Below are 26734 nucleotides of genomic sequence, written 5' to 3'. Positions count from 1 at the left end.
ATGTCGCGTCGGGCCTCGGTCATCACACTGCTATTGACGCTCACCACCGTGTTCGGTGGTTTGGCGGCGACGCTGGCGCTCGACGTCCCTCCCCGGCTGGGATTGGACCTTCAGGGTGGGTTCTCGGTGGTCCTCGAAGCTCCACAGGACACCGAAGCCGACGTCCTGGACACTGCCGTCGAGATCATGCGGAGGCGCATCGAAGCCCTCGGTGATGTGCAGGAGCCAGAGATCTCGGTGCTGGGGGAGCGCAACATCGAGGTACAGCTCCCGGGGGTGACCGACCGCGATCGGGCCCTGGCTGCGGTCGGGACCACCGGCCGCCTGGAGTTCCGCCCGGTGCTCGACGTGAGTCCGGTCCCGGGACTGAGCCCACTCTTCTTGCAGGTGCCACCCGAGGACACCACCACCACCACGACGCCGGACGACGACGAGACGACGACGACCACGGCGCCGCCCACCACCACGACCACCAACCCTGACGACACCACGACCACCACGATGCTCGACCTCGAGGAGCTCACCGCAGACATCGTGCTGCCCGAGGGGGTGACCTGGTGTGACGAGGTAGACCAGCCCGGTTGTGTGGACCGACAGAGTGGACTCACCGTGAGCCCCGCCCCGGAGCTCGAGGCGTTCCTTGCCACCGACTTCGCCACCGGAGGTGGCATCGTCTATCACCTTGCCCCCGCACGGGTCCTCGGAGCGAACCTCAGTGACGCCAGGGCCGAGTTCTTCGCCAACAGTCGGGGCTCGGCCGTCGGTCAGTGGGTGGTGTCGCTGCGCTTCGATTCCCTCGGCGCCCAGCAGTTCCAGGACATGACGCGTGAGCTCGCCCGCTTCGGGTTCGGTGATCCCAGGCGGCAAATCGCCATCGTGCTCGACGCGACGATCCAGTCGGCTCCGCCTCTGGGCACCGACGTCGATCCCAACGTAGGGATCCCCGGCGGTGAGGCGATCATCAGCATCGGTAGCGGCGGCAACCCGCAGACGGACGCTCAGGAGCTGTCCGTGGTCCTGCGGTATGGCGCCCTTCCCGTCGCGCTCGAGCAGGTGAGTGTCCAGTCGGTCTCGGCGACCCTCGGGGCGGACTCGATGCGCGCCGGGATCATCGCCGGCACCATCGGCCTCGCACTCGTCTCGATCATGCTGCTGCTCTACTACCGGGCTCTCGGTTTGGTGAGCGTCGTCGGTCTGTTCGTGTTCGCTGCCCTGGTGCTCACCGTGCTCTCGCTGCTCGGAGCCTGGCGCGGGGTGACGCTCACGATGGCCGGGGTCACCGGCCTCATCGTCACGATCGGCATCAGCAGCGACGCCTACATCGTGTACTTCGAACGCATCAAGGAAGAAGTGCAGCGCGGCAGGTCGCTGCGCGCCGCGATCGACCACGCCTACGGAAGGGCGCTGCGGACGATCGTCACCGCCAGCTCCCTCGCCCTCGTCGGCTCGGTGCTCCTGTTTCTGCTGGCAACCGCCTCGGTGAAGGGGTTCGCTCTCGCCTTCGGTATCGCCACCGTGGCCTCGCTGTTCATCAGCGTCGCATACATGCGCCCGGCGGTGTCGCTGCTCGCCAGGACCCGCCTCGGCGACGGCGGCCGGTTCAGCATCCGCGGGGCCACTGGGCACCCCGAGGAGTCGGTCCGATGAGCCTGTTCACCGACCTCTACTGGGGGCGCACCACGTTCGACGTGGTTGCGTCGCGTCGCCGGTGGTTCGCGCTGTCCGCCATCCTGCTGTTGGTCTCTGCCGGAGTGTTCGCCCTGCGTGGCGGGTTCGATCTGAGTGTCGACTTCCAGGGCGGAACGGTGGTGACGATCGCCAACCCGGACGGGGCCTCGGTCGCCGAGGTGCGCGACCGGGTCAACGCCCTCGGGATCACCGGGGCGCGAGTGCAGGAGTCGGGTGGGGGCACCGAGATGCGTGTCCAGACCACCCGCCTGGACGCCGACCGCGAGCAGGCGCTGGTCGAGGCACTCGCCGGGGTCACCGGGTCCGATCCCTCCGACGCCGGTCGGCAGTCGGTGGGTCCCACCTTCGGGCGGCAGATCGCCGATGCAGCCATCCGGGCTTTGATCGTTTTCCTCGCCGTTGCCGCCCTGTACATGACCTGGCGTCTGCAGTGGAAGATGGCCCTGGTGGCGATAGCGGCCCTGTTGCACGACCTGCTGGCGACGGCGGGGATCTACGCCATCGTGGGGCTCGAGGTGTCGCCGGCGACCGTCATCGCCGTACTGACCGTGCTCGGGTACTCGCTGTACGACACGGTCATCCTGTTCGACCGGGTCCTCGAGTCGGTGAAGGAGCGAGGCGATCGGCAAACGCTGACGTCGATCGTCAACGAGTCGTTCAACGGGATCCTCATGCGATCGATCAACACCACCCTCACCACGCTGGTGCCGATCGTCAGTCTGCTCCTGGTGGGGGCGTTTCTCCTCGGCGCCACCACGCTGCGTGCGTTTGCGGTGGCTTTGCTCATCGGTATCGCCATCGGCACCTACTCGACGCTCTTCGTCGCCGGACCCCTCTATGCCGCTTGGGGCGAGCGCGAGGATCGGTGGCAGCGGGTCCGGCTGCGTCTCGATCGCAAGGCCGGTACCACCGCGCCGGTCAGGGCTACCCCGGCGGATGCTGGCGACCGGCCACGCATCCCGTCGACCGGGACGGCCATACCTCGCCCACCCCGGAAGCGCCGCAAGAGTCGGTGAGTGGCGGGCTTCGGCCCGCCAGCGTGCAGCTTGCGGCGTGGCGCCGTCTGCCGTCTGACCTGGCTCCCTTACAATCATGCGATGAGGGCACCGAAGGCGGAGCATGGCTGAAAGGGTGGCGCGACCGGACGACGCCGTCATCGCCGAGCTGGAGCCGGTGCTGAGCCTATACCGGCGGCACCATCCCGGCGAGCCGGATCGCCTCATCCACCGCGCCTATGAACTGGCTCGAGCCAGCCACGCCGACCAGTTCCGCAAGAGCGGCGAGCCTTACATCACCCATCCCCTGGCCGTCGCCGGGATCCTCGCCGGGTACGGTTTAGACGCGGAGACCGTCGCCGCGGCGTTGCTCCACGACACCGTCGAGGACACCGAGATGACGCTCGACGACGTGACCAAGGAGTTCGGCTCCACGGTGGCGGCCCTCATCGACGGCGTCACCAAGCTCGATCGCGTCTCCTTCTCCAACCGTGAGGAGCAGCAGGCGGCGACGATTCGCAAGATGGTCATCGCCATGGCTCGCGACGTGCGGGTCATCCTCATCAAACTCGCCGATCGACTCCACAACATCAGGACCATCCACCCGCTGCCCCCGGAACACCAGGAGCGGGTGGCCGCCGAAACCCTCGAGATCTATGCCCCGCTGGCCCACCGCCTGGGGGTCCAGGAGATCAAGCACGAGATGGAGGACGCCTGCTTCCGCATCCTCCACACCAAGCGCTACGAAGAGGTCGTCGAGCTGCTGAAGGCACGGGCACCCGAGCGCGACGCATTCCTGGCGGAGGTCACGTCCGAAATCGAACGGCTCCTCGCCGACAGCGGGGTGTCGGCAGAGGTCACCGGTCGCCCGAAGCACATCTATTCCATCTACCGCAAGATGGTCGACGGCGGGTTGACTTTCGATCAGATCCACGACCTCATCGGTGTTCGCATCATCACCAAGGACGTGGGGGACTGTTACGCGGCGCTGGGGACGGTGCACACGAGGTGGCCTCCGGTGCAGGGTCGCTTCAAGGACTACATAGCGATGCCCAAGTTCAACCTGTACCAGAGCATCCACACGACGGTGGTAGGCCCGGACGGGAAGCCCCTCGAGGTACAGATCCGGACCCAGGAGATGCACGATCGCGCCGAGCAGGGGATCGCCGCTCACTGGCGGTACAAGGAGGGGGGCGGCGACGCGCTCCCTTCGCTGGCAGACCTGATGGAGACGTTGGAGGAGTACGAGGACCCGTCCGACTTCCTCGCCGGTCTGAAACTCGATCTGTACCAGGACGAGGTGTTCGTCCTCACGCCGAACGGTGACGTCAAGACGCTCCCGCAGGGGGCGACCCCCGTGGACTTCGCCTACTCGGTGCATACCGAAGTGGGGCACCGTACGACCGGAGCTCGGGTCAACGGGCGCCTCGTCCCGCTCTCGACTCGTCTCGCCTCGGGCGACATCGTCGAGGTGATCACGTCCAAGACGGACGGTCCCAGCCGGGACTGGCTCGCCTTCGTCCGCACGTCGCGGGCGGCGGCCAAGATCCGTCAGTGGTTCACCCGGGAGCGGCGAGAGCAGGCGATCGTCGAGGGCAAGGAGACGCTGACAAAGCTGGTCCGCCGAGAGGGTCTGGGATTGGGGGCCTCCAAGCGGGACCGCTTCCTCGCCGAGGTCGGGACCGCCCTGGGCATGCGCGACCTCGACACTCTCTACCAGGCGATCGGCGAGGGCAACGTCCAACCCCAGACCGTGGTGTCCCGCCTCGTCCGACTGGTGCGTCCCGACGAGGCAGACGAGATGATCGACGAGGCGATTCAGGGGGAGCCCGCGCTGCGGACGCCGGTGGGGAACCTCACGGTGGAAGGCCTCGACGACATGCTGGTGACGGTCGCTCGGTGCTGCTCGCCCTTGCCCGGTGATGCGATCGTCGGGTTCGTCACCGTCGGTCGCGGGGTGTCCATTCACCGGGCGGATTGCACCAACATGGAGTCGCTGGGGGAGCGGGCCGAGCGAATGATCGAGGTCGGGTGGGGGGCCGAGCAGTCGGGTGCCTTCCGGGCTGCGGTGCAGGCGGAGGCTCTCGATCGACCGCGGCTTCTCCGTGACGTGACCACGGCGCTGTCGGACCTAGGCGCCAACATCGTGTCGTCGTCGTCGCTGACCAACCGCGATCGGGTGGCCGTGCTGCGATTCGAGATCGAGCTCTCGGATACGGCGACGCTGGATCGGGCGATCGTCGAGATGAAGAAGGTGGAGGGCGTGTACGACGCCTACCGGCTGGTACCGGGCGGCTGAGTCTCGGATCTCTGGTCAAGAAGCGTTGAGGGGCGGCCGATACAACGGCATGACCCGACCTGCGCGCTCCCTGCGCGACGACGATGGCTTCACCCTGATCGAAGCCCTGGTGGCGAGCCTCATTGCCATCATCATCATGGCCGCCTTCGCCGGGTCCATGACCGCCGCCTTCCGGGGGTCCCGCCTGACCCACGCCAATCAGTCGGCGACGGCGCTCGGCGTCGAGCATCTCGAGTTCGCTAGGTCGCAGGTGTGGGTCCAACTCGCCATGACCTACGTGCCGGCAGAGTCCCCGCACACCGGCAGCGGCGGGACGGTACTCCTCGCCGGAGAGGCCGGTCTCACGGCGGACGAGACCCTGGTGGTGTCCGGATCGGGCGCCATCCGACCCTTGCTTTACGAGGGCGTCGACACGACGGACTACACCGTATGGCAGTACGTCACCGACGCCGGTCTTGGCCTTCGTCGCGTGGTGGTGATCATCACCTGGCAGCACGGCGACGCCACGTTCACCCATCGGGCGGCCACGCTGATCGCCGAGGTGTCGACGCGATGAACCGCTTTCGCTCCAAACTCCTCCGGGGGGAGGGCGGCATGACCCTGGTGGAGCTCATGGTCTCGATGCTGCTCATGTCGTTCATCGCCACCGCGCTGGTCGCCGGCATGACCACGGCGATGCGATCCGCCAACCTGCACCGCGATGATGACCGCGCCGTCCAGGATCTCAGGCACGCCAAGGAGCGTTTGACCCGGGAGTTGCGCGCCATCACCGAGCTGACCGGTGCGTCGGCCTCGTCGGTGACCTTCTGGCTCGACGAGGACGCCGATGGCATCGTCGATCTCGGAGAGACGATCACCTGGGAGATCACGACCGGCGGGTCACTGGTCCGATCGACCAACGCCGGAGCATCGAGCTCCGTAGTGTCCAACCTGGTCGCTGGCTCGAGCGGCTTCACCTTCGATGCCGCCGCGGTGGGCGAAATCCGCCGGATCGGCATCGAGCTCACCGCCGCCGTGGGGTCGAGCGACGGCACCCGTTCCATCCAGACGGAGATCTTCCTCAGAAACGCCCCGTGACCCGGCACCTCCGGGAGGAGGCGCCGGTGCAGCACTAGCGATGGGCGCCGCCACAGTGGCGGGAGCCCTCATCCCCCGTTTCCGAGTGCCACCCCCCGGGGTCGCCGGTCGAGACCAATCAGATCAGTGGGAATCCGACGATCAGCCTCGATGGTCCGCTGCCGGGGGATGCCTGCGGGTCCGAGCCGATCACGGGCGCTCAGGAGTAGACGGAAGTCCGCTGAATTCCTCTCAAGTTCTTCCCTCCGGATACCGACAGTAGTGGTATGACCACTGTACGTGGCTGGTATCGCATGGCCCGGCGGACTGACGACGCGGGCATCGGCGTGCTGGGCGTGATCATGTTCGGCGCGACCCTGTCCCTCGTCACCGCGATGGTGATGAGCCGCGGGTCGGCCCAGTTCGGCAACGCGGCGGCCGACTCCTGCTGGGAGGCCGCCCTCGACTCGGCCGAATCCGCACTCAACTGGGGTGCGGCCCAGATAGATGCCGACCATTCGTTCGCCACCGACACCTACGTGCCCTCATCGTTCGTCGGGACCAGTGACGAGCGCGCCGCTGCCGTCGACGCCGCCGACCTCGCGGCGGAGACCGCCGTCCTCCAATTTCCCGAAGGTGAGGGCGTATTCCTGCGAGGCGCAGGGTCCATCGTGCTCTACGGGGTGGGCTACTGCGACGGCCGCGACGACGCCAGCCGCCGGGTTCGCGTCGTGGGCAGCATCCTCGGGTCGGGTCAAATCGTCAGCATGTCCTGGGATGCGTCGTACGCCTTTCTGAGCGGCGCGAACCTCACCATCTCCGGGCAGCCTGACTTCGGCGATCCCGAGGTGATGGGTAACAACGCCGCCTCAGCCCATGCCAATGGTTACATTTCGGTGTCCGGCAATGTCACCTTCTGGACCGGGTGCGTGACCTCGTCCGGCGGCGGCGACATGGGCAGCAACGTCCAGATCTTCGGGTTCTGCCCGGCTCCGTCGGAGCGTTTCGATCGCCCGCTGCAGGAGATCCCCGAGATCATCCCCGAGGACCTCTGGTATCTCTCCGAGTACGACCTGTGCCCCGGTGGAACGGTCCGTGCCGGTCCGGCTCACCCGACGCTCGGCAGCTCCGCCGGCGCCGCTCCGTGCACCGGCCATGAGCTCGCCACCGGGTCGTACCGCTCGTTCAGTCACAACAGCACCACTGACGGCATAGCCTCGTGGAGCCGCGACGGCAACACCAAGTACGACGGCTCGTATTACATCCACCACGGCTCGGTCTCGATCAGTGGCAATGCCGGCAGCGCGACCGATCTGTGGCGGGTGCTCATCATCGCCTCGTCCTCCGGGGAGTGCCCCAACAACCTGGGTGGCGACATCTCGACGTCGGGCGGCCTCGCGATGGGCACCTACCAGCCGTCGACTGCCCTGGAGCCGAACAACCTGCTGCTCGTCGCCGGTCGTGACATCACCGCCTCCGGCAACGGCAAGATCGTCCACTCGGCGGCCGTGATCGCCGCCCACGAGCAGATCCTGTATACCGGCAACGTTTCGATCGAGGGTTCGTTCGTCGCTCAGGAAGCGTGCGACACGGTCGGATCGCCGGTGTCTACTTCGTCGGTCTCCGGCAATGCCGTGATCGTGACCGAAGGCTCGCTGGCGACCTCGTTCATGACGCCGGTCACGGTCTACGGCAGCCTCGCCGAATGGACCGAGCTGCGCTGATCATCCCGCTGGGGCGTACCCCGGTCATCCCGCCGAGGCGTACCCTGGCCCGGTGCTGATCGAACGCGCGATCCTGTGGCTCTTCGCCACTAACACGTGGGTGCTCGCCCGCGGCCCGGGAGGACCCGCCGTCGTCATCGACCCGGCGCCGGATGCCGATGGGATCGATGCCCTCGCCGCGGCCCACGATCTGAGTATCGAGGCGGTCCTGGTCACGCACGGCCACGTCGACCACGTCGGCGGTGCGGGTGCGGTGGCCCTTCGCCACGGCGCTGAGGTGTACCTGCATCCCGACGATGCCTTCCTGGCCGAGGAGCCGCAGCGGCTGCTGGAAGCCTTCTGGGGGAGCGTCCCACCCGGCGACTACGAACAACCCCCGTCGTACGCGCCCCTCGCCCACGGCCAGATCCTCGACGTCGCCGATCTGCGCATCGAAGTTGTCCACACGCCCGGGCACACCCCCGGGCACTGCGTGTTTCATCTCCGCGATCAGCAGGCGCTGTTCACTGGGGACCACCTGTTCGCCGGCTCGATCGGCAGGACCGACCTCCCCGGTGGAGACCATGAAGCGCTGATGCGCTCCATGGAAGACCGGGTGCTCGACCTCCCGGCGCGCACCGTCGTCTTTCCCGGCCATGGACCCACCACTACCCTTGCGACCGAGCTGCAGACGAACCCGTTCCTCGAGGCCTTCCGACAGTGATCCCGCGCGCCCCCAAGGGAACCGACGACATCCTTCCACCCGAGTCAGAACGGTGGCGTACGGTGCTGCGCACCTTCGACGAACTGGCCGAGCGGTACGGGTACCAGCTCGTCTTCACGCCGATCTTCGAGCACACAGAGCTCTTCGCCCGGGGGGTCGGAGAGGAGACCGACGTCGTCGAGAAGCAGATGTACACCTTCGAGGACCGCGGCGGGCGTTCGCTGACGCTGCGGCCCGAGGCGACGGCGTCGGTGGTGCGGGCCCACCTGGACCGCGGCGGTGACGAGATCCTCAAGGTCTCCTATGCCGGCCCCATGTTCCGGTACGAGCAGCCGCAGGCCGGGCGTCGCCGCCAGTTCTTCCAGGTGGGGGTCGAGTACATCGGGGAGCCGTCCCCCGAGGCCGACGTCGAGGTCATCGAGGTCGGGTACCGGTGTCTCCAAGCCTGTGGCATCGCCGATGCCTCCGTCCTGCTCAACTCGATAGGCGACCCCGAGGACCGGGTCGCCTATCGCGACCTGTTGTACCGGTTCCTCGACGAGCGTCGGGAGGATCTATCGTCCGAAGCGGCCCGGCGGATCGACACCAGCCCGCTACGTGCTCTCGACAGCAAGCAGGACGACGCGGTGCTGGAGGGTGCGCCGGTGCCGATCGACCACCTCGGATCGGCGGCGGCAACTCACCATGCCGCCGTCGAGGTCGGGCTGCGCCGACAGGGAATCCCCTTCGTCGCCGCCCCGCGACTGGTACGCGGCCTCGACTACTACAACCGGACGGTGTTCGAGTACCAGGCGGCCTCGTACCGGGTCGCCCAGTCGGCTCTCGGTGGGGGAGGCCGGTATGACCCACTTGCGGCCATGCTCGGCGGATCCGAGACGCCCGGGGTCGGACTGGCGATGGGCGTCGATCGCGTCGTGCTGGCCATGCCCGACGTCGTCGACGCGCCGGCACTCGACGCCTTCGTGGTGTGGACCGGAGCAGAGCGGCTCGAGGCGGCACTCGCCGTGGCGTCCTCGTTGCGCGGCGCCGGGTTCAGCGCCGACCTGGATCTGTCGGGCAAGTCGGTTCGCTCGCAGTTCCGTGCCGCCGATCGGCGCCGGGCCACCGCGGCGATCGTGGTCGGATCGGAGTGGGATGAGGGTCTGGTGACGGTGAAGCGGCTTGCCTCCGGGGAGGAGTCGACGATGACGCTGGAGGAGACACAGAAGTGGCTGAAGAACCGCTGAAGCGATCTCGGGCGACCGAGCTCGGCGCCTTCGACGAGGGCCGGCGCGTGCGGCTCAGTGGCTGGGTCGCCACCCGCCGGGACCACGGAGGCGTCGCCTTCATCGACCTGCGCGACGCCTCAGGGTTGATCCAGGTGATCGTCGACCCGGACGAGCACCCGGGAGTGACGGCGCTGCGCGACGAGTGGTGTGTCGCCGTCGAAGGCGTGGTCGGCCTTCGCCCCGAAGGAACGGTCAACCCGAACCTCGCCACCGGTGAGATCGAAGTCCGCGCCGACATGCTCGAAGTGCTGTCGGCGGCTGACCCGCTGCCGTTCCAGATCGGAGATCGCATCGACGTCGACGAGACCCGCCGCCTCGAATACCGCTATCTGGATCTGCGGAGGCCGAGGATGGCGGCCAACCTGGTGGCTCGGTCGAAGGCGATCACCGCCATGCGCTCGGCGCTCACCGATCGTGGCTTTCTCGAGGTGGAGACACCGACGCTGGTTCGTTCCACGCCGGAGGGGGCGCGCGACTTCCTGGTACCGAGCCGGCTCCAGCCGGGGTCGTTCTACGCCCTGCCGCAGTCGCCTCAGCTGTTCAAACAGCTTCTGATGGTCGGGGGAGTGGAGCGGTACTACCAGGTGGCGCGCTGCTATCGCGACGAGGACTTCCGTTCCGATCGGCAGATCGAGTTCACCCAACTCGACCTCGAGGGCGCTTTCTGGGGCCGCGACGACGTGTTGGAGGCGCTGGAAGCGGTGATCGTGGAGGTGGTGCGGTCGTCGAGGGGTGTCGAGCTGACCACGCCATTTCCGCGGCTCACCTGGCACGAGGCGATGGCACGCTACGGGACCGACAAGCCAGACCTCCGCTTCGGCATGAAGATCGTGGACTTGTCGGAGGCCGTCGCCGGCAGCGAGTTCAAGGCGTTCACCTCTGTGCTCGCCGACGATGGGTTCGTCGCCGGGATCAACGCCGGCACCCGCGATCTATCGCGTTCCCAGCTCGATGCCCTTGTCGAGCGCGCCCAGGGACTCGGGGCGAAGGGGCTCGTGTGGGCGGTGGTCGAGGACGACGGCACGCTGCGGTCACCGGTCGCCAAGTTCCTGGACGACGGCGCCCAGCAGGCGATGCGCTCGGACCTCGAGGCGAAGCCCGGCGATCTGCTCCTGGTGGTGGCCGACGCTCCGGCGCGGGTGCGCGCCGTGCTCGGGACGCTGCGGCTCGACCTCGGCCAGCCGGAGGGGCACGACGACCTCCAACCGCTGTGGGTCGTCGACTTTCCGACGTTCGCCACGACTCCGGATGGCCAGCTCGTTCCGGAGCATCATCCCTTCACCAGGCCGTACAGCGTGGAGGAGATGGCGGAGCGCCCGACCGAGTCGCTGTCTCGTGCCTACGACCTGGTGCTCAACGGGAGCGAACTGGGATCAGGCAGCGAGCGGATCCACGACCCGGCGGTGCAGAAACAGGTCTTCGACATCCTCGGGATCTCGGATGAGGAGGCCGAGTCGCGCTTCGGCTGGTTCATGAAGGCCCTGCGATACGGGACTCCTCCCCACGCCGGATTCGCCATCGGGATCGACCGCCTGGTGGCGATCCTCCAGAACGAGCCGAACATCCGCGAGGTGATTCCGTTCCCCAAGACCCAGAGCGGCTCGGACCCGTTGACCCGCAGCCCCTCCCCGGTCGATGCGGCCCAGCTGGAAGAGCTGGGCCTGGGACTCGTCGTGGATCCCGATGTGGTCTGACCGACGGCAGAGTGATATCTGATGGCTGACCAGACAGATCTCTTCGCCGCCGAGCGCGAGGCCCGACGCACGAGTGTGGAGCCGCTCGCCGCTCGGATCCGCCCGCGTACCCTCGACGAGGTCGTCGGACAGGAACACCTCCTAGGGCCTGGCGCCGCCTTCGGGATCATGGTGCGCAGCGGCAAGCCGATCTCGATGATCCTGTGGGGTCCGCCGGGGACCGGGAAGACGACGCTGGCTCGGCTGGTGGCCTCGGAGAGTGCCGCCGCGTTCGAGCAGCTCTCGGCGACTTCGGCGGGCGTCAAGGACGTCCGCGAGGTGCTGGCCCGGGCCACCGAGCGGCTGGAGACCGACGAGCGACGGACGGTGCTCTTCCTCGACGAGATCCACCGGTTCAACAAGGCGCAGCAGGACGCACTGCTGCCCGGTGTGGAGTCGGGGCTCGTGATCCTCGTCGGGGCTACGACCGAGAACCCCTTTTTCGAAGTGAACTCGCCACTGATCTCGCGCAGCACCCTGTTTCGGCTCGAGTCGCTCGACCCGGAGCACGTCGCCCGCCTGATCGATACCGCGCTCGGCGACGCCGAACGCGGGGTCCACGGTTCCATCGGGATCACCGAGGAGGCTCGCGACGCGCTGGCCACGCGGAGCGGCGGTGACGCCCGGTTGGCGCTCAACGCTCTGGAGGTCGCCGCGGTACTCGCCGCCGGGGCCGGCTCGGACCGGATCGGCCTCCCCGAGGTCGAAGAGGCGCTCCAGCGTCGGATCGTCCGATACGACAAGAAGGGCGACCAGCACTACGACGTGATCTCGGCCTTCATCAAGAGCGTGCGCGGGTCCGATCCCGATGCCGCCGTTTACTGGCTGGAGACGATGCTCTCCGCCGGCGAGGATCCCGAGTTCATCGCCCGTCGTATGGTGATCCTGGCGTCCGAGGACGTCGGATTGGCCGACCCGGCGGCGCTCGCCATCGCCGTGAACGCCGTTCGCGCCCTTGCCTTCGTCGGCCTGCCGGAAGCGTCGTACGCCCTGCACCACGCCGCGCTGTATCTGGCGACGGCGCCGAAGTCCAACTCGGTGGCCAAGGCGATGCGGAGGGCGGCTGCTGCCGTCGAGGAGACGCCGTCGTCGACGGTGCCGCCACATCTGCGGTCGACCGGGTTCTCCGCGGCGGCCGACCTCGGCCACGGCGTCGGGTACGACTATCCCCACGACCACGAGGGGGGCCTGGTCGCCCAGCAATACCTCCCCGACGAGGCCATCGATCGGATCATCTACCGGCCGAAACGAGGCGGGGCCGAGGCGCGGATCGCCGACCGCCTCACCGAGATCGACCGGGTGATGGGGAAGAAGAGCCGCGAGTAGCTCATGGCTCTTAGCTCATGGCTCATAGCCAGACATCCTCTGGCTGTTGGCTGTTGGCTGTTGGCTGTTGGCTGTTGGCTGTTGGCTGTTGGCTGGTAGCTGGTAGCTGGTAGCTCACTACCCTCCCCGGATCATGGCGGCGATCACCACACCGAAGACCGGCGCGGAGATCAGACGCGCCTTCATCGACTTCTTCGCGGCGCGGGAGCACGAGGTCGTGTCCTCGGCATCGCTCGTGCCCAACGACCCTTCCCTGCTGCTCACCGTCGCCGGGATGGTGCCCTTCAAGCCCTACCTGCTCGGTGAGGAGACACCGCCGTATCCCCGTGCGGTTACCTCACAGAAGTGTGTTCGTACCGTCGACATCGACATCGTGGGAACGACGGCGCGGCACATGTCCTTCTTCGAGATGCTGGGCAACTTCTCGTTCGGCGACTACTTCAAGGAGCGGGCGATCCCGTGGGCGTACGAGGTGTCCACCGAAGTGTTCGGGTTCGATCCCGATCGGCTGTGGTTCACCGTTCATCACAGCGACGACGAAGCCGCCGAGATCTGGATCGATGGTGTCGGTGTGTCGCCGGATCGGGTGCAGCGTCGCGACCGGGACAACTTCTGGCAGATGGGGGTGGCCGGCCCTGCCGGGCCGTCCTCGGAACTGTTCTACGACCGGGGGCCCGAGCACGGTGAGCCCGGGGGACCCATCGTCGACGAGTCGCGGTTCATGGAGTTCTGGAACCTCGTGTTCATGCAGTACGTCCAGGACGAGCCCTATCACGTGGTGGGCGATCTGCCCATGAAGAGCATCGACACCGGTGCGGGGCTCGAGCGGATTGCCGTGCTCCTCCAGGAGGTGGACAACGCCTTCCTCACCGATCTCGTCGCCCCCGTCCTCGAAGCGGGGGAGGCGGCGACCGGGACCCGATACGGGACGGGCGACGTGTCCGACGTCAGCCTGCGGATTCTCGCCGATCACGGTCGTTCTCTCAGCTTCATGATCGGCGACGGGATCGTGCCGTCCAATGAGGGCAGGGGTTATGTGCTGCGGCGACTCCTCCGCCGGGCCGTGCGTCACGGCTGGCAGCTCGGCGCCAAAGAACCGATCACCCCGCGCCTGGTCGAGGCGACGGTCGAGATGATGGGGGAGGCGTACCCGGAGCTCGCCGGAGCGTCCGACAGCATCGTGGAGACGGCGTTGCGCGAGGAGGAGCGATTCCTGCGCACTCTCGAGTCGGGCCACTCGCTCCTGAGTGCCGAGCTCGAGGCCCTCGGCGACGAGCACCTCCTTCCCGGCGGTACCGCCTTCAAATTGCACGACACGTTCGGATTCCCTGTCGAGCTGACCGAGGAGATCGCGGCCGAGGCGGGCGTCGAAGTGGATCGTGATGGCTTCGAGTTCGAGATGGAGGCGCAGCGATCGCGGGCGCGCCAAGCCCGCAAGGCAAAGGCAGCGGCCGCCGACACGAGCGTCTACCGCACCATCATGGATGCCGAGGGTCCGACCGAGTTCCGGGGCTACACCGACGTGGACACCGAGGCCACGATCCTGGCGCTCGTGCTCGATGGCGAACAGGTGCAGAGCGCGGGTGACGGGGCCGACGTCGAGGTCTTCCTCGACGCGAGCACCTTCTATGCCGAGCGGGGTGGCCAGGTGGGCGACACCGGAATCATCGAGACCCCCACCGGGACACTCCGGGTCAGCGACACCAGGCACGCGGTCTACGGCCTGCACGGCCATGAGGCGACCGTCGTCTCCGGCACGGTCGAAGTCGGCCAGCCGGCGAAGCTCGAGGTCGATGCCGACCGGCGGGAGCGGATCCGCAAGAGCCACACCGGTACCCACATACTGCACTGGGCGCTACGCGAAGTCCTGGGGGAGCACGTTCGGCAGGCGGGCTCGGTGGTCGAGCCCGATCGCCTGCGATTCGACTTCACCCACCACCTCTCCCTGTCCCGGGACGAGTTGGCGATCGTCGAAGAGGCCACCAACCAGCGGGTGATCGAGAACGCCCTGGTCGAGGCCAGGCTGGTGACTCCCGACGAAGCCGACGCCATGGGAGCGCTCGCGTTCTTCGGGGAGAAGTACGGGGACTATGGCGACCACGTCCGGGTCATCGACATCGGTGGCTACTCGTTGGAGCTGTGCGGCGGCACCCACGTGGCCACCAGCGGGCAGGTCGGACCGGTGGTGCTCACCGACGAGTCGTCGATCGGGGCCAACCTGCGTCGCGTCGAGGCCTACACCGGTGCGGCGGGCTACGCCCACCTGAGCCGGCTTCGGCAGCAACTAGACGCCACCGCCGGCGTGCTCAAGACCAATGCAGACGGGGCCCTGGAAGCGGTAGAGCGCCTTCTCCAGAAGAACCGCGACCTCGAGGAGCGACTCGAGGTCCTCGAAGCGAGCAGTCGAGCCGGGACCGCCGAGCGGCTCGCCGCGGAGGCGGATGAGGTCGGCGGGAGGCGCCTCGTGGTCACCGTCGCCGACGGCGCCGACGTCGACGGGCTCCGCCTGCTCGCGTTGCAGGTTCGGGATCGGGTCGGATCAGGGGTCGCCGTCGTCGGAGCACCCAGGGACGGCAAGGCCTCGATCGTGGTGGTGGTCACCGACGATCTCGTCGCCCGAGGAGTGTCGGCGGCGACCATCGCATCGGCGGCCGCCTCGGTACTCGGCGGCGGGGCGAGCCGCGATCCGGCGCTCGCCCAGGCGGGTGGGCCGAAGGGCGACCGGCTTGCCGAGGCGATGGATCGGGCTCGGGTGGCGGCGCAGGAGGCGCTGGCGTCGGCGTGACCGGGCGCATCCTCGCTCTCGATCCGGGCAGCCATCGCATCGGGGTCGCCGTCACCGACGCCGAGGGAATCGCTGCTCATCCCCGTCCGTCGCTGGATGCTGGCGATCCTGGCCTGCTCGACGCCATCGGGAACCTGGTGCGTGACCTCGGCGTCGGACTCGTCGTGGTCGGTCTACCGACGTCGCTCTCGGGTGCGGAGGGCGCTGCGGCGGAAGCGGCGCGGGACTTCGCCGCTCGGGTGGAGGCGCATCTCGGGGTTCCCACTACGCTGCACGACGAGCGGTACACGTCCGTGATCGCCGAGCGGGCGCTGCTCGAGGGCAGCCTCCGCCGGTCGAAGCGCCGCCGCCTCCGCGACGGGGTGGCTGCCGCGCTGTTGCTCAGCGACTACCTGGAGACTCGCCGATGAGCGTCGAGCTGGAGGACTACACGCCACCCCCATCCGGCCCGACTCCGGGCGGGAGGGCGGCCCGCGGCCTGCTCATCGCAGGGATGATCGTCGGCATGTTCGTCGTTGCCTACGTCGGGGTCCGATGGCTCGGTGCCGCGGTACGCGACGTCATCACTCCGGGCGAGTCGACGGTGGTGGCGGGCCTGCCGGTGAGCTTCGTGGTCGCCCCCGGTGAGCCGGCTTCTCAGATAGCTCGGGATCTCGCCGCCGCTGGCGTCGTCGCCTCGGCCTCGGATTTCGATCGGACGGTGCGCGACGCTCGGGCCAGCGATCGCCTGCAGGCGGGCACCTACGAGCTGGTGACCGGGATGGCCCCGGATGCGGTCCTCGACATCCTGATCGCCGGCCCGGGGGTCGGCGTGTATCGACTCACCGTGGTCGAAGGGCTGACCGTCGCCCAGATGCTCGAGTCGATATCACGGCAGACCGACATCCCGCTCGCCGAACTCACCGCACCCTTGCTCGACGGGACCGTCACCTCGACGCTGCTGCCGGATGCCCCGGAGTCGGTGTCCGACTGGGAGGGGCTCCTGTTTCCCGACACCTACGAGTTTCGCACGTCGGCGACCGCGGTCGACCTGCTGAGCCGGCTTGCCTCCACCATGGAGGAACGCGTCGCCGCCGTGGATTGGACCCATCTGACCGATCTGGGGTTGACACCGTACGACGGGTTGATCATCGCCTCACTCATCGAGCGCGAAGTGGTACTCGACGAGGAGCGGCCGCTCGTCGCCAGCGTCATCTTCAATCGGCTCGCCATCGAGATGATGCTCCAGATCGATGCGACGGTCATCTATGCCCTCGGTGGGGTACCCGACGGCGGCCTGACCCTCGCCCATCTCGAAGTAGACAGCCCGTACAACACATATCGCAATCACGGGCTGCCGCCCACGCCGATCGCCGGGGTGCGGGCGGCGTCGTTGGAGGCGGCGGCTCACCCGGCGGATACGGTGTACCTGTTCTACCTGCTCACCGGCGACGACGGATCGCACAGCTTCACCGACGACTTCGACGAGTTCTTGCGGTGGCAGCTCGAGGGCGTGGACTGACGGTGCGGCTCGCCCTCTTTGGCGATCCGGTCGCTCACTCGAGGTCTCCGGCCATCCACGAGGCCGCTCTGCGCGCCGTCGGGATGGAGGGCGGGTACGAGGCTCGTCGCTGTGACACCGTCGGGCTGCGCAGCGGCTGCGACGAGCTTCGCAGTGGTCACCTCGACGGAGCCAACGTCACGACTCCGCTCAAGGCGGCGGCCGTCGAACTCTGCGATCGGACGAGCATCACCGCGGGTCGCGCTGGCGCGGTCAACACGCTTTACCTCGACGATGGTGACCTCGTCGGTGACAACACCGACGCGTCGGGGTTGCGCTCCCTGATCGGCAGACTTCCCGCGCTGCCGATCGTCGTGCTCGGTACCGGTGCCACCGCAGCGGTGGCCCTCCTCGCCGCCGAAGGCAAAGTGGTGACCGTTCTGGGGCGAGACCAGGCGCGTGCCGCAGCCCTGGTGGATGCCCTGGGCATCGAAGCCACGGTCGCCGGATGGGCGCCGCCGTTGCCCGGTCAGATCGTGATCAATGCGACGACGCTCGGCATGGATCGAGAGCCCCTCCCGGCCGACTTCCTGGCCGGTCAGGAGGCGCTCATCGATCTTCCCTACGGCGACGAGCCGACGCCGGCGACGCGTCAGGCGCGTCGCCTCGGTCTGACCGTCTTCGACGGGATCGACGCTCTCGTCGCTCAGGCGGCTGTCTCGTTCGAACTGTGGACCGGACTGGAACCACCCGTCGACGTGATGGAGCGTGCCGCCCGCCGTTGAGACGAGCGGTCGACCGCCAGCGATGAACCCGTCAAGGGCACCCTTGAGCATGCCGACATCTATAGGGATACCCAGTACGAGGACCCATTCATGGAAAAGGACGAGATCGGCGCCGCGCTGATCGGGTCCGGGCTCGTCACCGAGCAGGACGTAGACAACGCCACCGAACGACAGGCTGAAACCGGCGAGTCGCTCATCGACGTCCTCGTCGACGACTCGACGCACGACGAGGCCTCCCTGGTTCGGGCCATGGCGGACTACATGGGCCTCGAGTATGTGAACCTCGCCGACGCCGTGGTCGACCCGGCGGCGGTGGCCCTGGTGCCCGACTCGATCGCTCGTCGCGCCACGGTGATCCCGATCGGCTTCGAGGGAGAGGACCTCGTACTGGCCATGGCCGATCCAGCGAATGTGCTCGTCATCGACGACGTCAGAGCCCTCACCGGACGCAGGGTGATCGTGCGGGTGGCCACCAGGTCCGACATCCAGGCCGCCCACGGTTGGCATCAGCGCGAGGAGACCGAAGATTTCGACATCGCAGAGCTGGCGCCCGGCGACGCCGACCTGGAGGACCTCGGAGCCATCCAAGCCGCCGTCGAGGAGGCACCGGTCGTCAAGCTGGTCAGCACCCTGATCACCCGGGCCGTCAACGAGCGAGCCTCCGACATCCACGTCGAGCCGGGTGCCAAGGACCTCCGGATCCGGTTCCGCATCGATGGCGTGCTGCACGAAATCATGACCACGCCGCGCTCGGTGGCCAACGCGGTGGTCAGTCGCCTCAAGATCATGGGCGACCTGGACATCGCCGAGCGGCGGGTTCCCCAGGACGGGCGTATCAGTGTCCGGGTGGCCGGTCGTGCCATCGACCTACGCGTCGCCACCCTCCCGGGCATCTACGGCGAGAAAGTGGTGCTGCGGATCCTCGACAAGGAGGACGCCGTCCTCAACCTCCCCGACCTCGGCTTCCTCCCGCACACGCTCGAGCCCTTCGAGCGCTCCTTCCGACGCCCGCACGGGCTGATCCTGGTCACCGGCCCCACCGGGTCCGGAAAGACGACGACGCTGTACGCCGCGCTCGAACAGCTGAACAGCCCCGAAAAGAACATCATCACGGTCGAGGACCCGGTCGAGTACCGACTCGCCGGGGTCAATCAGGTCCAGGTCAACCGCAAGGCCGGCCTGCACTTCGCCACCGCTCTGAAGTCCATTCTCAGGTCCGACCCCGACATCATCCTGATCGGCGAGGTGCGCGATGTGGAGACCGCGAAGATCGCCGTCGAGTCGGCACTCACCGGCCACCTCGTACTCAGCACCCTGCACACCAACGATGCGGCCTCGAGTGTCGGTCGTCTCATCGATATGGGGGTGGAGCCCTTCCTGGTGTCGTCGGCGCTGGACTCCGTGCTTGCCCAGCGGCTCGCTCGCAAACTGTGCGACCGCTGCAAGACGCCGCAGGACGTCCCTCAGGAGGTGGCCAAGGACATCGGCATCGGCCCGTACTACGGGAGGGCCGCCATTTTCGGCCCCGCTGGCTGCTCGATGTGTTCGGGGACCGGATATTCGGGGCGACTTGCCATCAATGAATTGATGGTGGTGACCGAAGAGATACAGCACATGGCGGTCGACCATCGCCGATCGGACGAGATCAAGGCGAAGGCGATAGAGCAGGGCATGGTGACTCTGCGGGCCGATGGCATGGAGAAAGTAAAGCTCGGACTGACGAGCCTCGAAGAAGTACTGAGGGTGGTGGCCTGATGGCAATCGACATGATCACGCGACGGGTTGGCCAGGCACTCGTCGACGACAACCTGCTCTCCGTGGACGCCTTCGCCGAGGCATCGGCGGCGACCGCGATGGAGGGCGGCAATCTGGTTCGGGAGCTGATCGAATCCGGCATCGTCCGACAGGTCGACGTCCTCCGCAAGGTCGCCGGACTCGCCGGCGTCGAGTTCTACGACCCATCGGCACACAGCAGCGTCGACCGCGCCGCCACGAACCGACTTCCGGCGAGGGTCGCCGCCGACGAGTCCGCCCTACCGATCCGGATCTCGGGCGACCGTCTCGTCGTCGGCGTCGTCGACCCGTTCGATTTCGACCTGGGAAAGCGGCTCACCGACGAGGCTAAGTACCCGGTTACCCTCGCCCTGGTTGCCAAGGCGGGCTTGGAAGCAGCCATTCGCCGGGCATACACCCCTCAGGACACTGAAGGCTCGAACCCGGCACTGGCCGGGGGGCGGGTCGGCATCGGGTCGACGGCACCGAACGCTGGCGACAGCGACGCCGATGAACCCGAATTCCACATCAACCAGCTCCTCGAGGAACTGATCGACATGGGTGGCTCTGACCTGCACCTCAGCGCGGGATCACCTCCGCGGGTCCGGGTCAACGGCGAACTGAGGGAGATGCCCGGACATGGGATCCTGCTCCCCGGTCCGCTGCGCTCGGTCATCTACGCCATCCTGACCGCTCGCCAGCGGGAGGAGTTGGAGGACAAGCTGGAGCTCGACGCTTCGCACCCGCTGCCGGCTCGGGGCCGATTCCGGGTCAACGTGTTCTTCCAACGTGGCACGGTGGGTGCCGTGATGCGGGCCATCCCCAACGATATCGTGTCGCTCGAGGCCCTGGGCATGCCGCCAGCGGTTCGGGAGTTCGGCATTCTGCCCCGGGGGCTCGTACTGGTCACCGGAGCCACCGGGTCGGGCAAGTCGACGACGCTGGCTGCGCTCGTCGACCTAGTCAACGCAAATCGGTCGGTCCACATCATGACCATCGAGGATCCGATCGAGTTCATCCACATGCACAAGAAGGCGATTGTCAACCAGCGAGAGGTAGGCGCCGATACCGGGTCGTTCGCCAACGCTCTCCGTCACGCTCTCAGGCAGGACCCCGATGTGATCCTCCTGGGTGAGATGCGCGACCTGGAGACGATCTCGACGGCGCTCACCGCTGCCGAGACCGGGCACCTGGTGCTGGCGACTCTCCACACCCAGGACGCCGCCAGCACCGTGGAGCGCATGATCGATGTGTTCCCTCCCCACCAGCAGCAGCAGGTCCGGGTCCAGCTGGCCGAATCCCTCCAGGGCGTGGTCAGTCAGCAGCTCCTGCCCACCCTGGATGGCAGGGGTCGGGTCGCCTCGGTAGAGGTGATGGTGGCCACCCCCGCCATCCGCAACCTCATCCGCGAAGGCAAGGTGCACCAGATCCGCAGCGCGATCCAGTCGGGAGCCCGCCACGGCATGCAGAGCATGGACTCGGCGCTCGCCAGCCTGGTGCGCGCCGGCAAGATCTCGCGCGACATGGCCCTGGAACGGGCCCACAGCGTGGATGAACTCAACAACCTGATGGGAGGGGGCCGATGAGCAGCGCTGTCGCCTACGAATACCGAGCCCGCGATCGCTCCGGGAGTCTTCACGAAGGCGTGATGGAAGGACCCAACGCCTCGTCGGTCGCCCACGCCCTGCGTTCCAAGGGGTATGTGCCGCTGAAGGTGGAGAAGCGGACGGTGTCTGCCCTTCGCAAGGAAATCACCATCCCGGGCTTCAAGAAGTCGGTCAAGCCGAAGGAGGTGGCGATCCTCAGCCGTCAGCTGGCGACGATGGTCAATTCGGGCCTGACCCTGGTTCGGGCTCTGACCGTGCTCGAGCAGCAGACGGAGGGCGCCGAGCTGCGCAAGGTGATCGCCGACGTGCGACATCGGGTGGAGGAGGGGACGGCGCTCTCCAGTGCTCTCGAGGCGCATCCCAAGGTGTTCAATCACCTCTACGTGTCGTTGATCGAAGCCGGAGAGGTCAGCGGTGCGCTCGACGAGACGCTCAACCGCCTGGCCGACACACTGGAGGCCGGGGTTCGCCTGCGCGCCAAGGTGAAGTCTGCGATGGCATATCCGATGGTTGTGCTCGGCCTCATCGTGCTCGTGCTCACGGGCATGCTGGTATTCGTCGTGCCCATCTTCGACGCCATGTACACCGACCTCGGCGGGTCGCTGCCGGCGCCGACCAAGATGCTCATCACTGTGTCGTCTGCTCTCACCACCTACTGGTGGATCGCGGTTGGCGCGATCGTCGGCGGCATCGTCACCTTTCGGCGCTGGAAGCGCAGCCCGACGGGGCGGGTCTCATACGACGCCCTGAAGTTGAGGCTGCCAGTGATCGGCGGGCTCGTGCAGAAGGTGGCGATCAGCCGCTTCTCGCGCACTCTGTCGGTGCTCAGCAAGAGCGGCGTGCCGGTGCTCCAGGCCCTCGACATCGTGGCCGAAACCGCCGGGAATTCGCAGGTACGCGCCGGCGTCATCGACATGCAGAAGTCGGTGAAGCGAGGCGAGTCGCTGGCCCACCCCCTCGATCGTCACAAGGTGTTCCCGCCGATGGTGACGCAGATGATGGTGGTGGGCGAGGAGACCGGCGCCATCGATACGATGCTCAGCAAGGTTTCCGACTTCTACGACCAGGAGGTCGAGGACACGGTGAGCGCGCTGACCTCGCTGATCGAACCGCTGCTCATCATCGTGATGGGCTTGAGCGTGGGCGGGATCCTCATCGCCCTGTACCTTCCGATGTTCAACATCGCGTCGTTGATTCAGTAGCAAATCGCTCAACGCTCAACGCAAGATGTGGTCCCTCCTGCGTTGAGCGTTGAGCGTTGTTCCGTCTCTTCAAATCCCCTCAAGTTCGGCAGGCTCGTGCCGATCACTCTGGCATCGGTGTCCTTCCCACGGTCACCACGTCCTCCGGCGAACGGCCGACGGTGTCCCTCCCTCCGTCGGCTGTTTGCTTTTCAGCACGATTCGCGATTCGCGGTTCGCTATTCGCCAAATCGTGATGCGTGAGGTGGTGGTGCCCGTGATGCGGTCCCCGTCCGCATTTGCCTCTCAAGGTCTGGGGCATCGGGGCCGATAAATCGACCTGTGGGCCGGTCACGGTCCATCACAGTCGGAGATCCAGGAGGTCTCAATGTTCAAGGCAATGCGTCAGGGACGCCGTGAAGACGGTTTCACCCTGATCGAACTGATGGTCGTGGTGATGATCATTGCAATTCTCATCGCCATCGCCATCCCGTCGTTCCTCGGATTCCGTCGGAACGCCCAGGACCGGTCCGTACAGAGCGATCTGCGCAACGTGCTGTTGGCAGAAAACGCGTACCAGTTGGAGAACAATGTGTTCACCAACGTCGACGCGACGATCCTCGCGATCGAGGCCAACGCCCGGCTCGATGCGATCACGATGAACCTTGTCGGCGCCGATCTGTGCCTCCACGGCACCAGCGAGTCGACTAATACGTTCGCCGTGTACCAGGTCGCCAACGGAGCCACGTACTACTCGCAGGGAACCACAGCCACTTGTCCCACGCTCGCGGGTGCTCCCGCAGGCTGGTCGACTCTCGGCTGGTAATCACCATCGATCCCACGGTCGACCACGAAGGTTGATCCGTAACGCACGAGGGGGCGGCGCAAGCCGCCCCCTCGTGCGTCTGAGGGGCGAGGGGCGAGGGACGAGGCCCTCTGCCTTCTGCTTAACCCAGGTACCACTCCACGACCTGTTGTCCGATCGCGATCGCCAGCCAGGCTGCCAGGACCATCGCCGGACCGAAGGGGATGGCCGTCTTGCGCCCGGCGCGGCGGGTGGCGAGCAGGGCCACGCCCACCATCCCGCCGAGGAAGAAGGCGCCGAGGACGGCCACGCCCAGCGCTCCCCATGAGACGCGGGTCACGAAGAGGCCGAGGAGTAAGGCGAGTTTGACGTCTCCGAAGCCGAAGCCGCCGCGGGCGACGACGGCGAGCGCATACAGCCCGGCGAAATAGGCGAGTCCCCCCAGGGCGCCCCTCCCGAGATCGTGCCAGTTGCCTTCGAAGGCGGTGCCGCCGATGAGGAGTACCAATGCGACCGCGGTGCTGGGATACAGGAGCCGGTTGGGGAGGCGTTTGGTGTCGAGGTCGATGATGGCGAGGACGAAGGTCACCGCGACGAACCACAGGTGGGCGGGCAGCAGCGGGCCCACTCCGACGATCGCGGTGGTGGCGGCGAACAGGCCCGCGGTCGCTACCTCGACCATGGGGTATCGAATCGAGATCGGTGCCTGGCAGCGCCGACACCGGCCACGCAGGAGGATCCACGAGAGCAGTGGGATGTTGTCGATCGCGGCTATCTGAGAGCCGCAGTGCGGGCAGGCCGATCGGGGCCGTACCACCGACCGCCCTGCCGGGATCCGATAGATGATGACGTTGAGGAACGAGCCGACGAGGAGCCCGAACACGGCGGCGATGGCGATCGGCACGGGACGAAGGTAGCAAAGCAGCTCATGGCTCATGGCTCATGGCCAGACCTCCCGGCTGACGGTTGACGGTTGAGGAGCTCTTCACGCTCAAGTAGTGGGCTCGGCCCTCCGAAGTACTCCGTCTGCGGGCGCGGGTCGTTCTGCCGGTGATCCTTGGTTGCCGGGTGGTGCCTTCCTACGCTTGCCGTACGCATTGGTGACGCCGCGATCCGCTCGATCGCGCAGAGGAGACCATGCCGGTCATCACAGGACTCGAGATCGGATCGGAGGCCGTACGCGCCGCCGTCGTGGAGACGACGCGGTCGGCCCCGATACTGCGGCAGTTCGGCGAGATGCCGCTGCCGCCCGGAGCGGTCGAAGCCGGCGAGATCGTCGACGAGGGTGCGGTCCGCGAGGCGCTCGTCGCCCTGTGGAAACAGGGCAAGTTCCCGAAGAAGCGCGTCGTTATCGGGGTCGCCAATCAGCGGGTGATCGTCCGGCACCTCGACATCCCCTCGCTCGGCGAATCCGAGATCGTCGAAGCCCTTCCGTATCTGGTCCAGGACGCGATCCCCATCCCGGTGGAGGACGCGGTGCTCGACTTCGTCCCGGTGGAGGAGTTCACCGGCTCCGAAGGAGCCCCGATGTTGTCGATCCTCACGGTCGCCGCCCATCGCGAGATGATCGAGGGTCTGATCGACCTGACCGCTGCGGCTGGCATCCGCCTGCTGGCGGTCGACCTGCAGGCGTTCGCGCTGGTGCGAGCCAGCTTCGGTACCGACCTGCTCGCCGCAGATGGGGGCTCTCATGCCCTCATCGACATCGGCGGATCCCTCACGCAGATCGCCATCGTCCGCGACGGGGTCATCCGATTCGTTCGGCTGCTGCCAACCGGTGGCCAAAAGTTCACCCACGACCTCGCCGAGGGACTCGAGATCGATGTGGACGTCGCCGAGGACCTCAAGCGTCAGGTGGGGGTCCTGCCCGAGGGCGTTCCCAGCGGGTCCGGCGGTGCCGTCGCCGCCGGGGTGATCCTCACCGAGACCGCAGACCGGCTGATCGACGACGTGCGCGGCTCGGTCAACTACTACCTGTCCCAGGCGGATGAGCCCGCGCTGGAGCAGCTGATCGTGGCCGGCAACGGCGCTCGCCTGCCTCACCTGGCCAACCGTATTGGGAGAGTTCTCGACACGAGGGTGGAGGCGGCGCGGGTCCTCGACCACGTGGACGTCGGGCGCCTCAAGATGACCAGGAACGAGTTGCTCGCCTATCAGCCGGTGCTGCCTGCCGCGGTGGGCCTCGCCCTGTGGGGGGAGTACGTGGTGCCGGCGAGTCGGCGACTCGATCCCGCGATGGAAGAGGAGTCGGCATGAGGCCGATCAACCTGCTCCCGACACGCGGGGCCACTGGTCGGCGCGGTCGCGGTGGGTTGATCGCCACCGTGCTCATCGTTCTCCTCGCGGTGGCGGGGATGGTCTACGGCGTCTACTGGCAGGAGCAGTGGGTGACCGCGGCGAGCGAAGATGTGCGGGCCCAGAACCAGGTCAACGAGAGCCTCGGTGCCGCAGTGGCCGCTCTGGCGCCGATGGACGACCTCCGCGCCACCTACCAGGATCGGGTGGACAAGGTCCATGTCGCTCTCGACCGCGACGTCGACTGGGGCCGGTTCCTCACTGAGTTGGTTCGCCTGGTGTCTTCCGACATTCGGATCGAGACTCTCAGCGGGACCGCCGGTGGCGGGGACGTGGAAGGTGCGTTCGGGAGGGTCGCGTTCAGCGGGTTCGGACCCGACTTCCCTGACGTCGCCGAGTGGCTGCGTACCCTGGAGAGTGAGGACTTCGGCGGTGTCACCGGCCCGTGGGTGACCAACATCATGCGCCAGATTCTCGACGACGAGCTCACCGTCAACTTCACCTCGACGGCGATCCTCACCCCGCAGTCGGGAACCGGCCGCATCGACCGCATCGTCCCGGAGGTGCCCTGATGACCCGGCGACCGGTACTCGTGGGATTGCTGCTGGTGCTACTCGGCGCCGTTTGGTGGTTCTTCTTGTTCTCGCCGAAGGCGGCACGGGTCGACGAGCTCCGCGCCGATCTACAGGTCGCCCAGGACGAAGAGCTACGTCTGCGGGAGCAGGTCGCCGACCTCCGGTCCGTGGCCGAGTTGGAATCCGAGTACCGCAGCGCGTTGGACTCGCTCAGTGTCGCCATCCCCGACGATCCGGAGCTCGACGAGATCATCGACAGCCTGTATGACCTCGCATTGCGGAGCCGGGTGGAGCTCCTCTCGTTGGTCCCCGGCCTTCCCGCCGAGCCCAGCGACGGGAGAGGGATGCGATCGATCGTCGTCACCACCCGTTTCACCGGTGGCTACTTCGAGGTGGTCAACTTCCTCATCGCGGTCAACGACCTGCCCAGGTTGGCGAGAGTGGATGCGATTGCCATGAGCGTCGGTGCCGACGAGGACGGCGGGCTGGGCGTCTCACTCCAGATCCGCTTCTTCACGCTGTCCGGCGCACTGCCCGACGGCCTGGAATCGGTGATCCCCATCGACGACACCACCACCACGACGGTGGTCGACGATCCACCGGCACCGGAGGATCCGGTCGACGGCGACGGGGCCGACACGGAGGGCTGATCCTT

General features: G+C 67.2%; 22 protein-coding genes. 21 read left to right on the top strand and 1 reads right to left on the bottom strand.

Annotated elements, in window-relative coordinates; translation table 11 throughout:
• From secD to WEA29_05520, 18 genes are all read left to right on the top strand, one after another.
• A complete protein-coding gene (gene secD, locus WEA29_05605; protein ID MEX2323228.1) occupies window positions 1-1647 on the top strand; it encodes a protein translocase subunit SecD in 1647 nt (548 codons plus the stop codon).
• Window positions 1644-2705: a protein translocase subunit SecF gene (gene secF / locus WEA29_05600; protein ID MEX2323227.1), complete on the top strand. Its 1062-nt coding sequence runs from the start codon at window positions 1644-1646 to the stop codon at window positions 2703-2705. Before secD ends, secF begins: the two co-directional genes overlap by 4 nt.
• Before the next feature lie 103 nt (window positions 2706-2808).
• On the top strand, window positions 2809-4983 hold the full coding sequence (locus WEA29_05595; protein MEX2323226.1) for a bifunctional (p)ppGpp synthetase/guanosine-3',5'-bis(diphosphate) 3'-pyrophosphohydrolase: 2175 nt from the start codon (window positions 2809-2811) through the stop codon (window positions 4981-4983).
• Window positions 4984-5032: 49 nt separating this feature from the next.
• Window positions 5033-5539 carry a prepilin-type N-terminal cleavage/methylation domain-containing protein gene (locus tag WEA29_05590; GenBank protein ID MEX2323225.1) on the top strand — a complete coding sequence of 169 codons (507 nt, stop codon included), beginning with the start codon at window positions 5033-5035 and terminating at the stop codon, window positions 5537-5539.
• Window positions 5536-6060, top strand: a complete 525-nt coding sequence (locus WEA29_05585) for a prepilin-type N-terminal cleavage/methylation domain-containing protein (GenBank protein MEX2323224.1) — start codon at window positions 5536-5538, stop codon at window positions 6058-6060. The genes WEA29_05590 and WEA29_05585 overlap by 4 nt, the downstream gene beginning before the upstream one ends.
• Before the next feature lie 266 nt (window positions 6061-6326).
• On the top strand, window positions 6327-7763 hold the full coding sequence (locus WEA29_05580) for a hypothetical protein (GenBank protein MEX2323223.1): 1437 nt from the start codon (window positions 6327-6329) through the stop codon (window positions 7761-7763).
• A 52-nt stretch (window positions 7764-7815) separates the two neighbouring features.
• Window positions 7816-8466 carry an MBL fold metallo-hydrolase gene (locus tag WEA29_05575; GenBank protein ID MEX2323222.1) on the top strand — a complete coding sequence of 217 codons (651 nt, stop codon included), beginning with the start codon at window positions 7816-7818 and terminating at the stop codon, window positions 8464-8466.
• The gene (gene hisS / locus WEA29_05570) at window positions 8463-9692 is read left to right on the top strand and encodes a histidine--tRNA ligase (protein MEX2323221.1); all 1230 of its coding nucleotides are present in this window, start codon (window positions 8463-8465) and stop codon (window positions 9690-9692) included. Before WEA29_05575 ends, hisS begins: the two co-directional genes overlap by 4 nt.
• Window positions 9674-11428, top strand: a complete 1755-nt coding sequence (aspS, locus tag WEA29_05565) for an aspartate--tRNA ligase (protein ID MEX2323220.1) — start codon at window positions 9674-9676, stop codon at window positions 11426-11428. Before hisS ends, aspS begins: the two co-directional genes overlap by 19 nt.
• A 21-nt stretch (window positions 11429-11449) precedes the next feature.
• On the top strand, window positions 11450-12793 hold the full coding sequence (locus tag WEA29_05560) for a replication-associated recombination protein A (protein MEX2323219.1): 1344 nt from the start codon (window positions 11450-11452) through the stop codon (window positions 12791-12793).
• Window positions 12794-12926: 133 nt separating this feature from the next.
• Complete coding sequence (alaS, locus tag WEA29_05555) at window positions 12927-15578, top strand: alanine--tRNA ligase (protein MEX2323218.1); 2652 nt, start codon at window positions 12927-12929, stop codon at window positions 15576-15578.
• Complete coding sequence (gene ruvX, locus WEA29_05550; GenBank protein ID MEX2323217.1) at window positions 15575-15988, top strand: Holliday junction resolvase RuvX; 414 nt, start codon at window positions 15575-15577, stop codon at window positions 15986-15988. Before alaS ends, ruvX begins: the two co-directional genes overlap by 4 nt.
• Window positions 15985-17079, top strand: a complete 1095-nt coding sequence (gene mltG / locus WEA29_05545; GenBank protein MEX2323216.1) for an endolytic transglycosylase MltG — start codon at window positions 15985-15987, stop codon at window positions 17077-17079. The genes ruvX and mltG overlap by 4 nt, the downstream gene beginning before the upstream one ends.
• A 2-nt stretch (window positions 17080-17081) precedes the next feature.
• Entirely contained in the window at window positions 17082-17843 is a 762-nt protein-coding gene (locus WEA29_05540; GenBank protein MEX2323215.1) for a shikimate dehydrogenase, read from the top strand.
• A 90-nt stretch (window positions 17844-17933) separates the two neighbouring features.
• A complete protein-coding gene (locus WEA29_05535; GenBank protein MEX2323214.1) occupies window positions 17934-19598 on the top strand; it encodes an ATPase, T2SS/T4P/T4SS family in 1665 nt (554 codons plus the stop codon).
• Entirely contained in the window at window positions 19598-21202 is a 1605-nt protein-coding gene (locus WEA29_05530; protein ID MEX2323213.1) for a PilT/PilU family type 4a pilus ATPase, read from the top strand. Before WEA29_05535 ends, WEA29_05530 begins: the two co-directional genes overlap by 1 nt.
• Complete coding sequence (locus tag WEA29_05525; GenBank protein MEX2323212.1) at window positions 21199-22425, top strand: type II secretion system F family protein; 1227 nt, start codon at window positions 21199-21201, stop codon at window positions 22423-22425. Before WEA29_05530 ends, WEA29_05525 begins: the two co-directional genes overlap by 4 nt.
• A 367-nt stretch (window positions 22426-22792) precedes the next feature.
• Complete coding sequence (locus tag WEA29_05520) at window positions 22793-23230, top strand: type II secretion system protein (GenBank protein ID MEX2323211.1); 438 nt, start codon at window positions 22793-22795, stop codon at window positions 23228-23230.
• 121 nt (window positions 23231-23351) lie between these two features.
• On the opposite strand, the gene WEA29_05515 is transcribed toward WEA29_05520, so the two are convergent.
• Window positions 23352-24113, bottom strand: a complete 762-nt coding sequence (locus WEA29_05515; GenBank protein MEX2323210.1) for a prepilin peptidase — start codon at window positions 24111-24113, stop codon at window positions 23352-23354.
• A gap of 233 nt (window positions 24114-24346) precedes the next feature.
• Between WEA29_05515 and pilM the strand changes: the two genes are divergently transcribed.
• From pilM to pilO, 3 genes are read left to right on the top strand one after another with little or no spacing between them, the layout of a single operon-like run.
• Window positions 24347-25465 carry a type IV pilus assembly protein PilM gene (gene pilM, locus WEA29_05510; GenBank protein ID MEX2323209.1) on the top strand — a complete coding sequence of 373 codons (1119 nt, stop codon included), beginning with the start codon at window positions 24347-24349 and terminating at the stop codon, window positions 25463-25465.
• Entirely contained in the window at window positions 25462-26076 is a 615-nt protein-coding gene (locus tag WEA29_05505; GenBank protein ID MEX2323208.1) for a hypothetical protein, read from the top strand. Before pilM ends, WEA29_05505 begins: the two co-directional genes overlap by 4 nt.
• The gene (pilO, locus tag WEA29_05500) at window positions 26076-26729 is read left to right on the top strand and encodes a type 4a pilus biogenesis protein PilO (GenBank protein MEX2323207.1); all 654 of its coding nucleotides are present in this window, start codon (window positions 26076-26078) and stop codon (window positions 26727-26729) included. The genes WEA29_05505 and pilO overlap by 1 nt, the downstream gene beginning before the upstream one ends.
• The last annotated feature ends 5 nt before the right edge of the window (window positions 26730-26734 follow it).

Source organism: Acidimicrobiia bacterium, from assembly GCA_040902765.1.
Lineage (GTDB): Bacteria > Actinomycetota > Acidimicrobiia > Spongiisociales > UBA11373 > DATKBG01.
The sequence above is the reverse complement of the archived record's forward strand: the minus strand, read 5'-3'. Positions and strand labels throughout refer to the sequence as shown.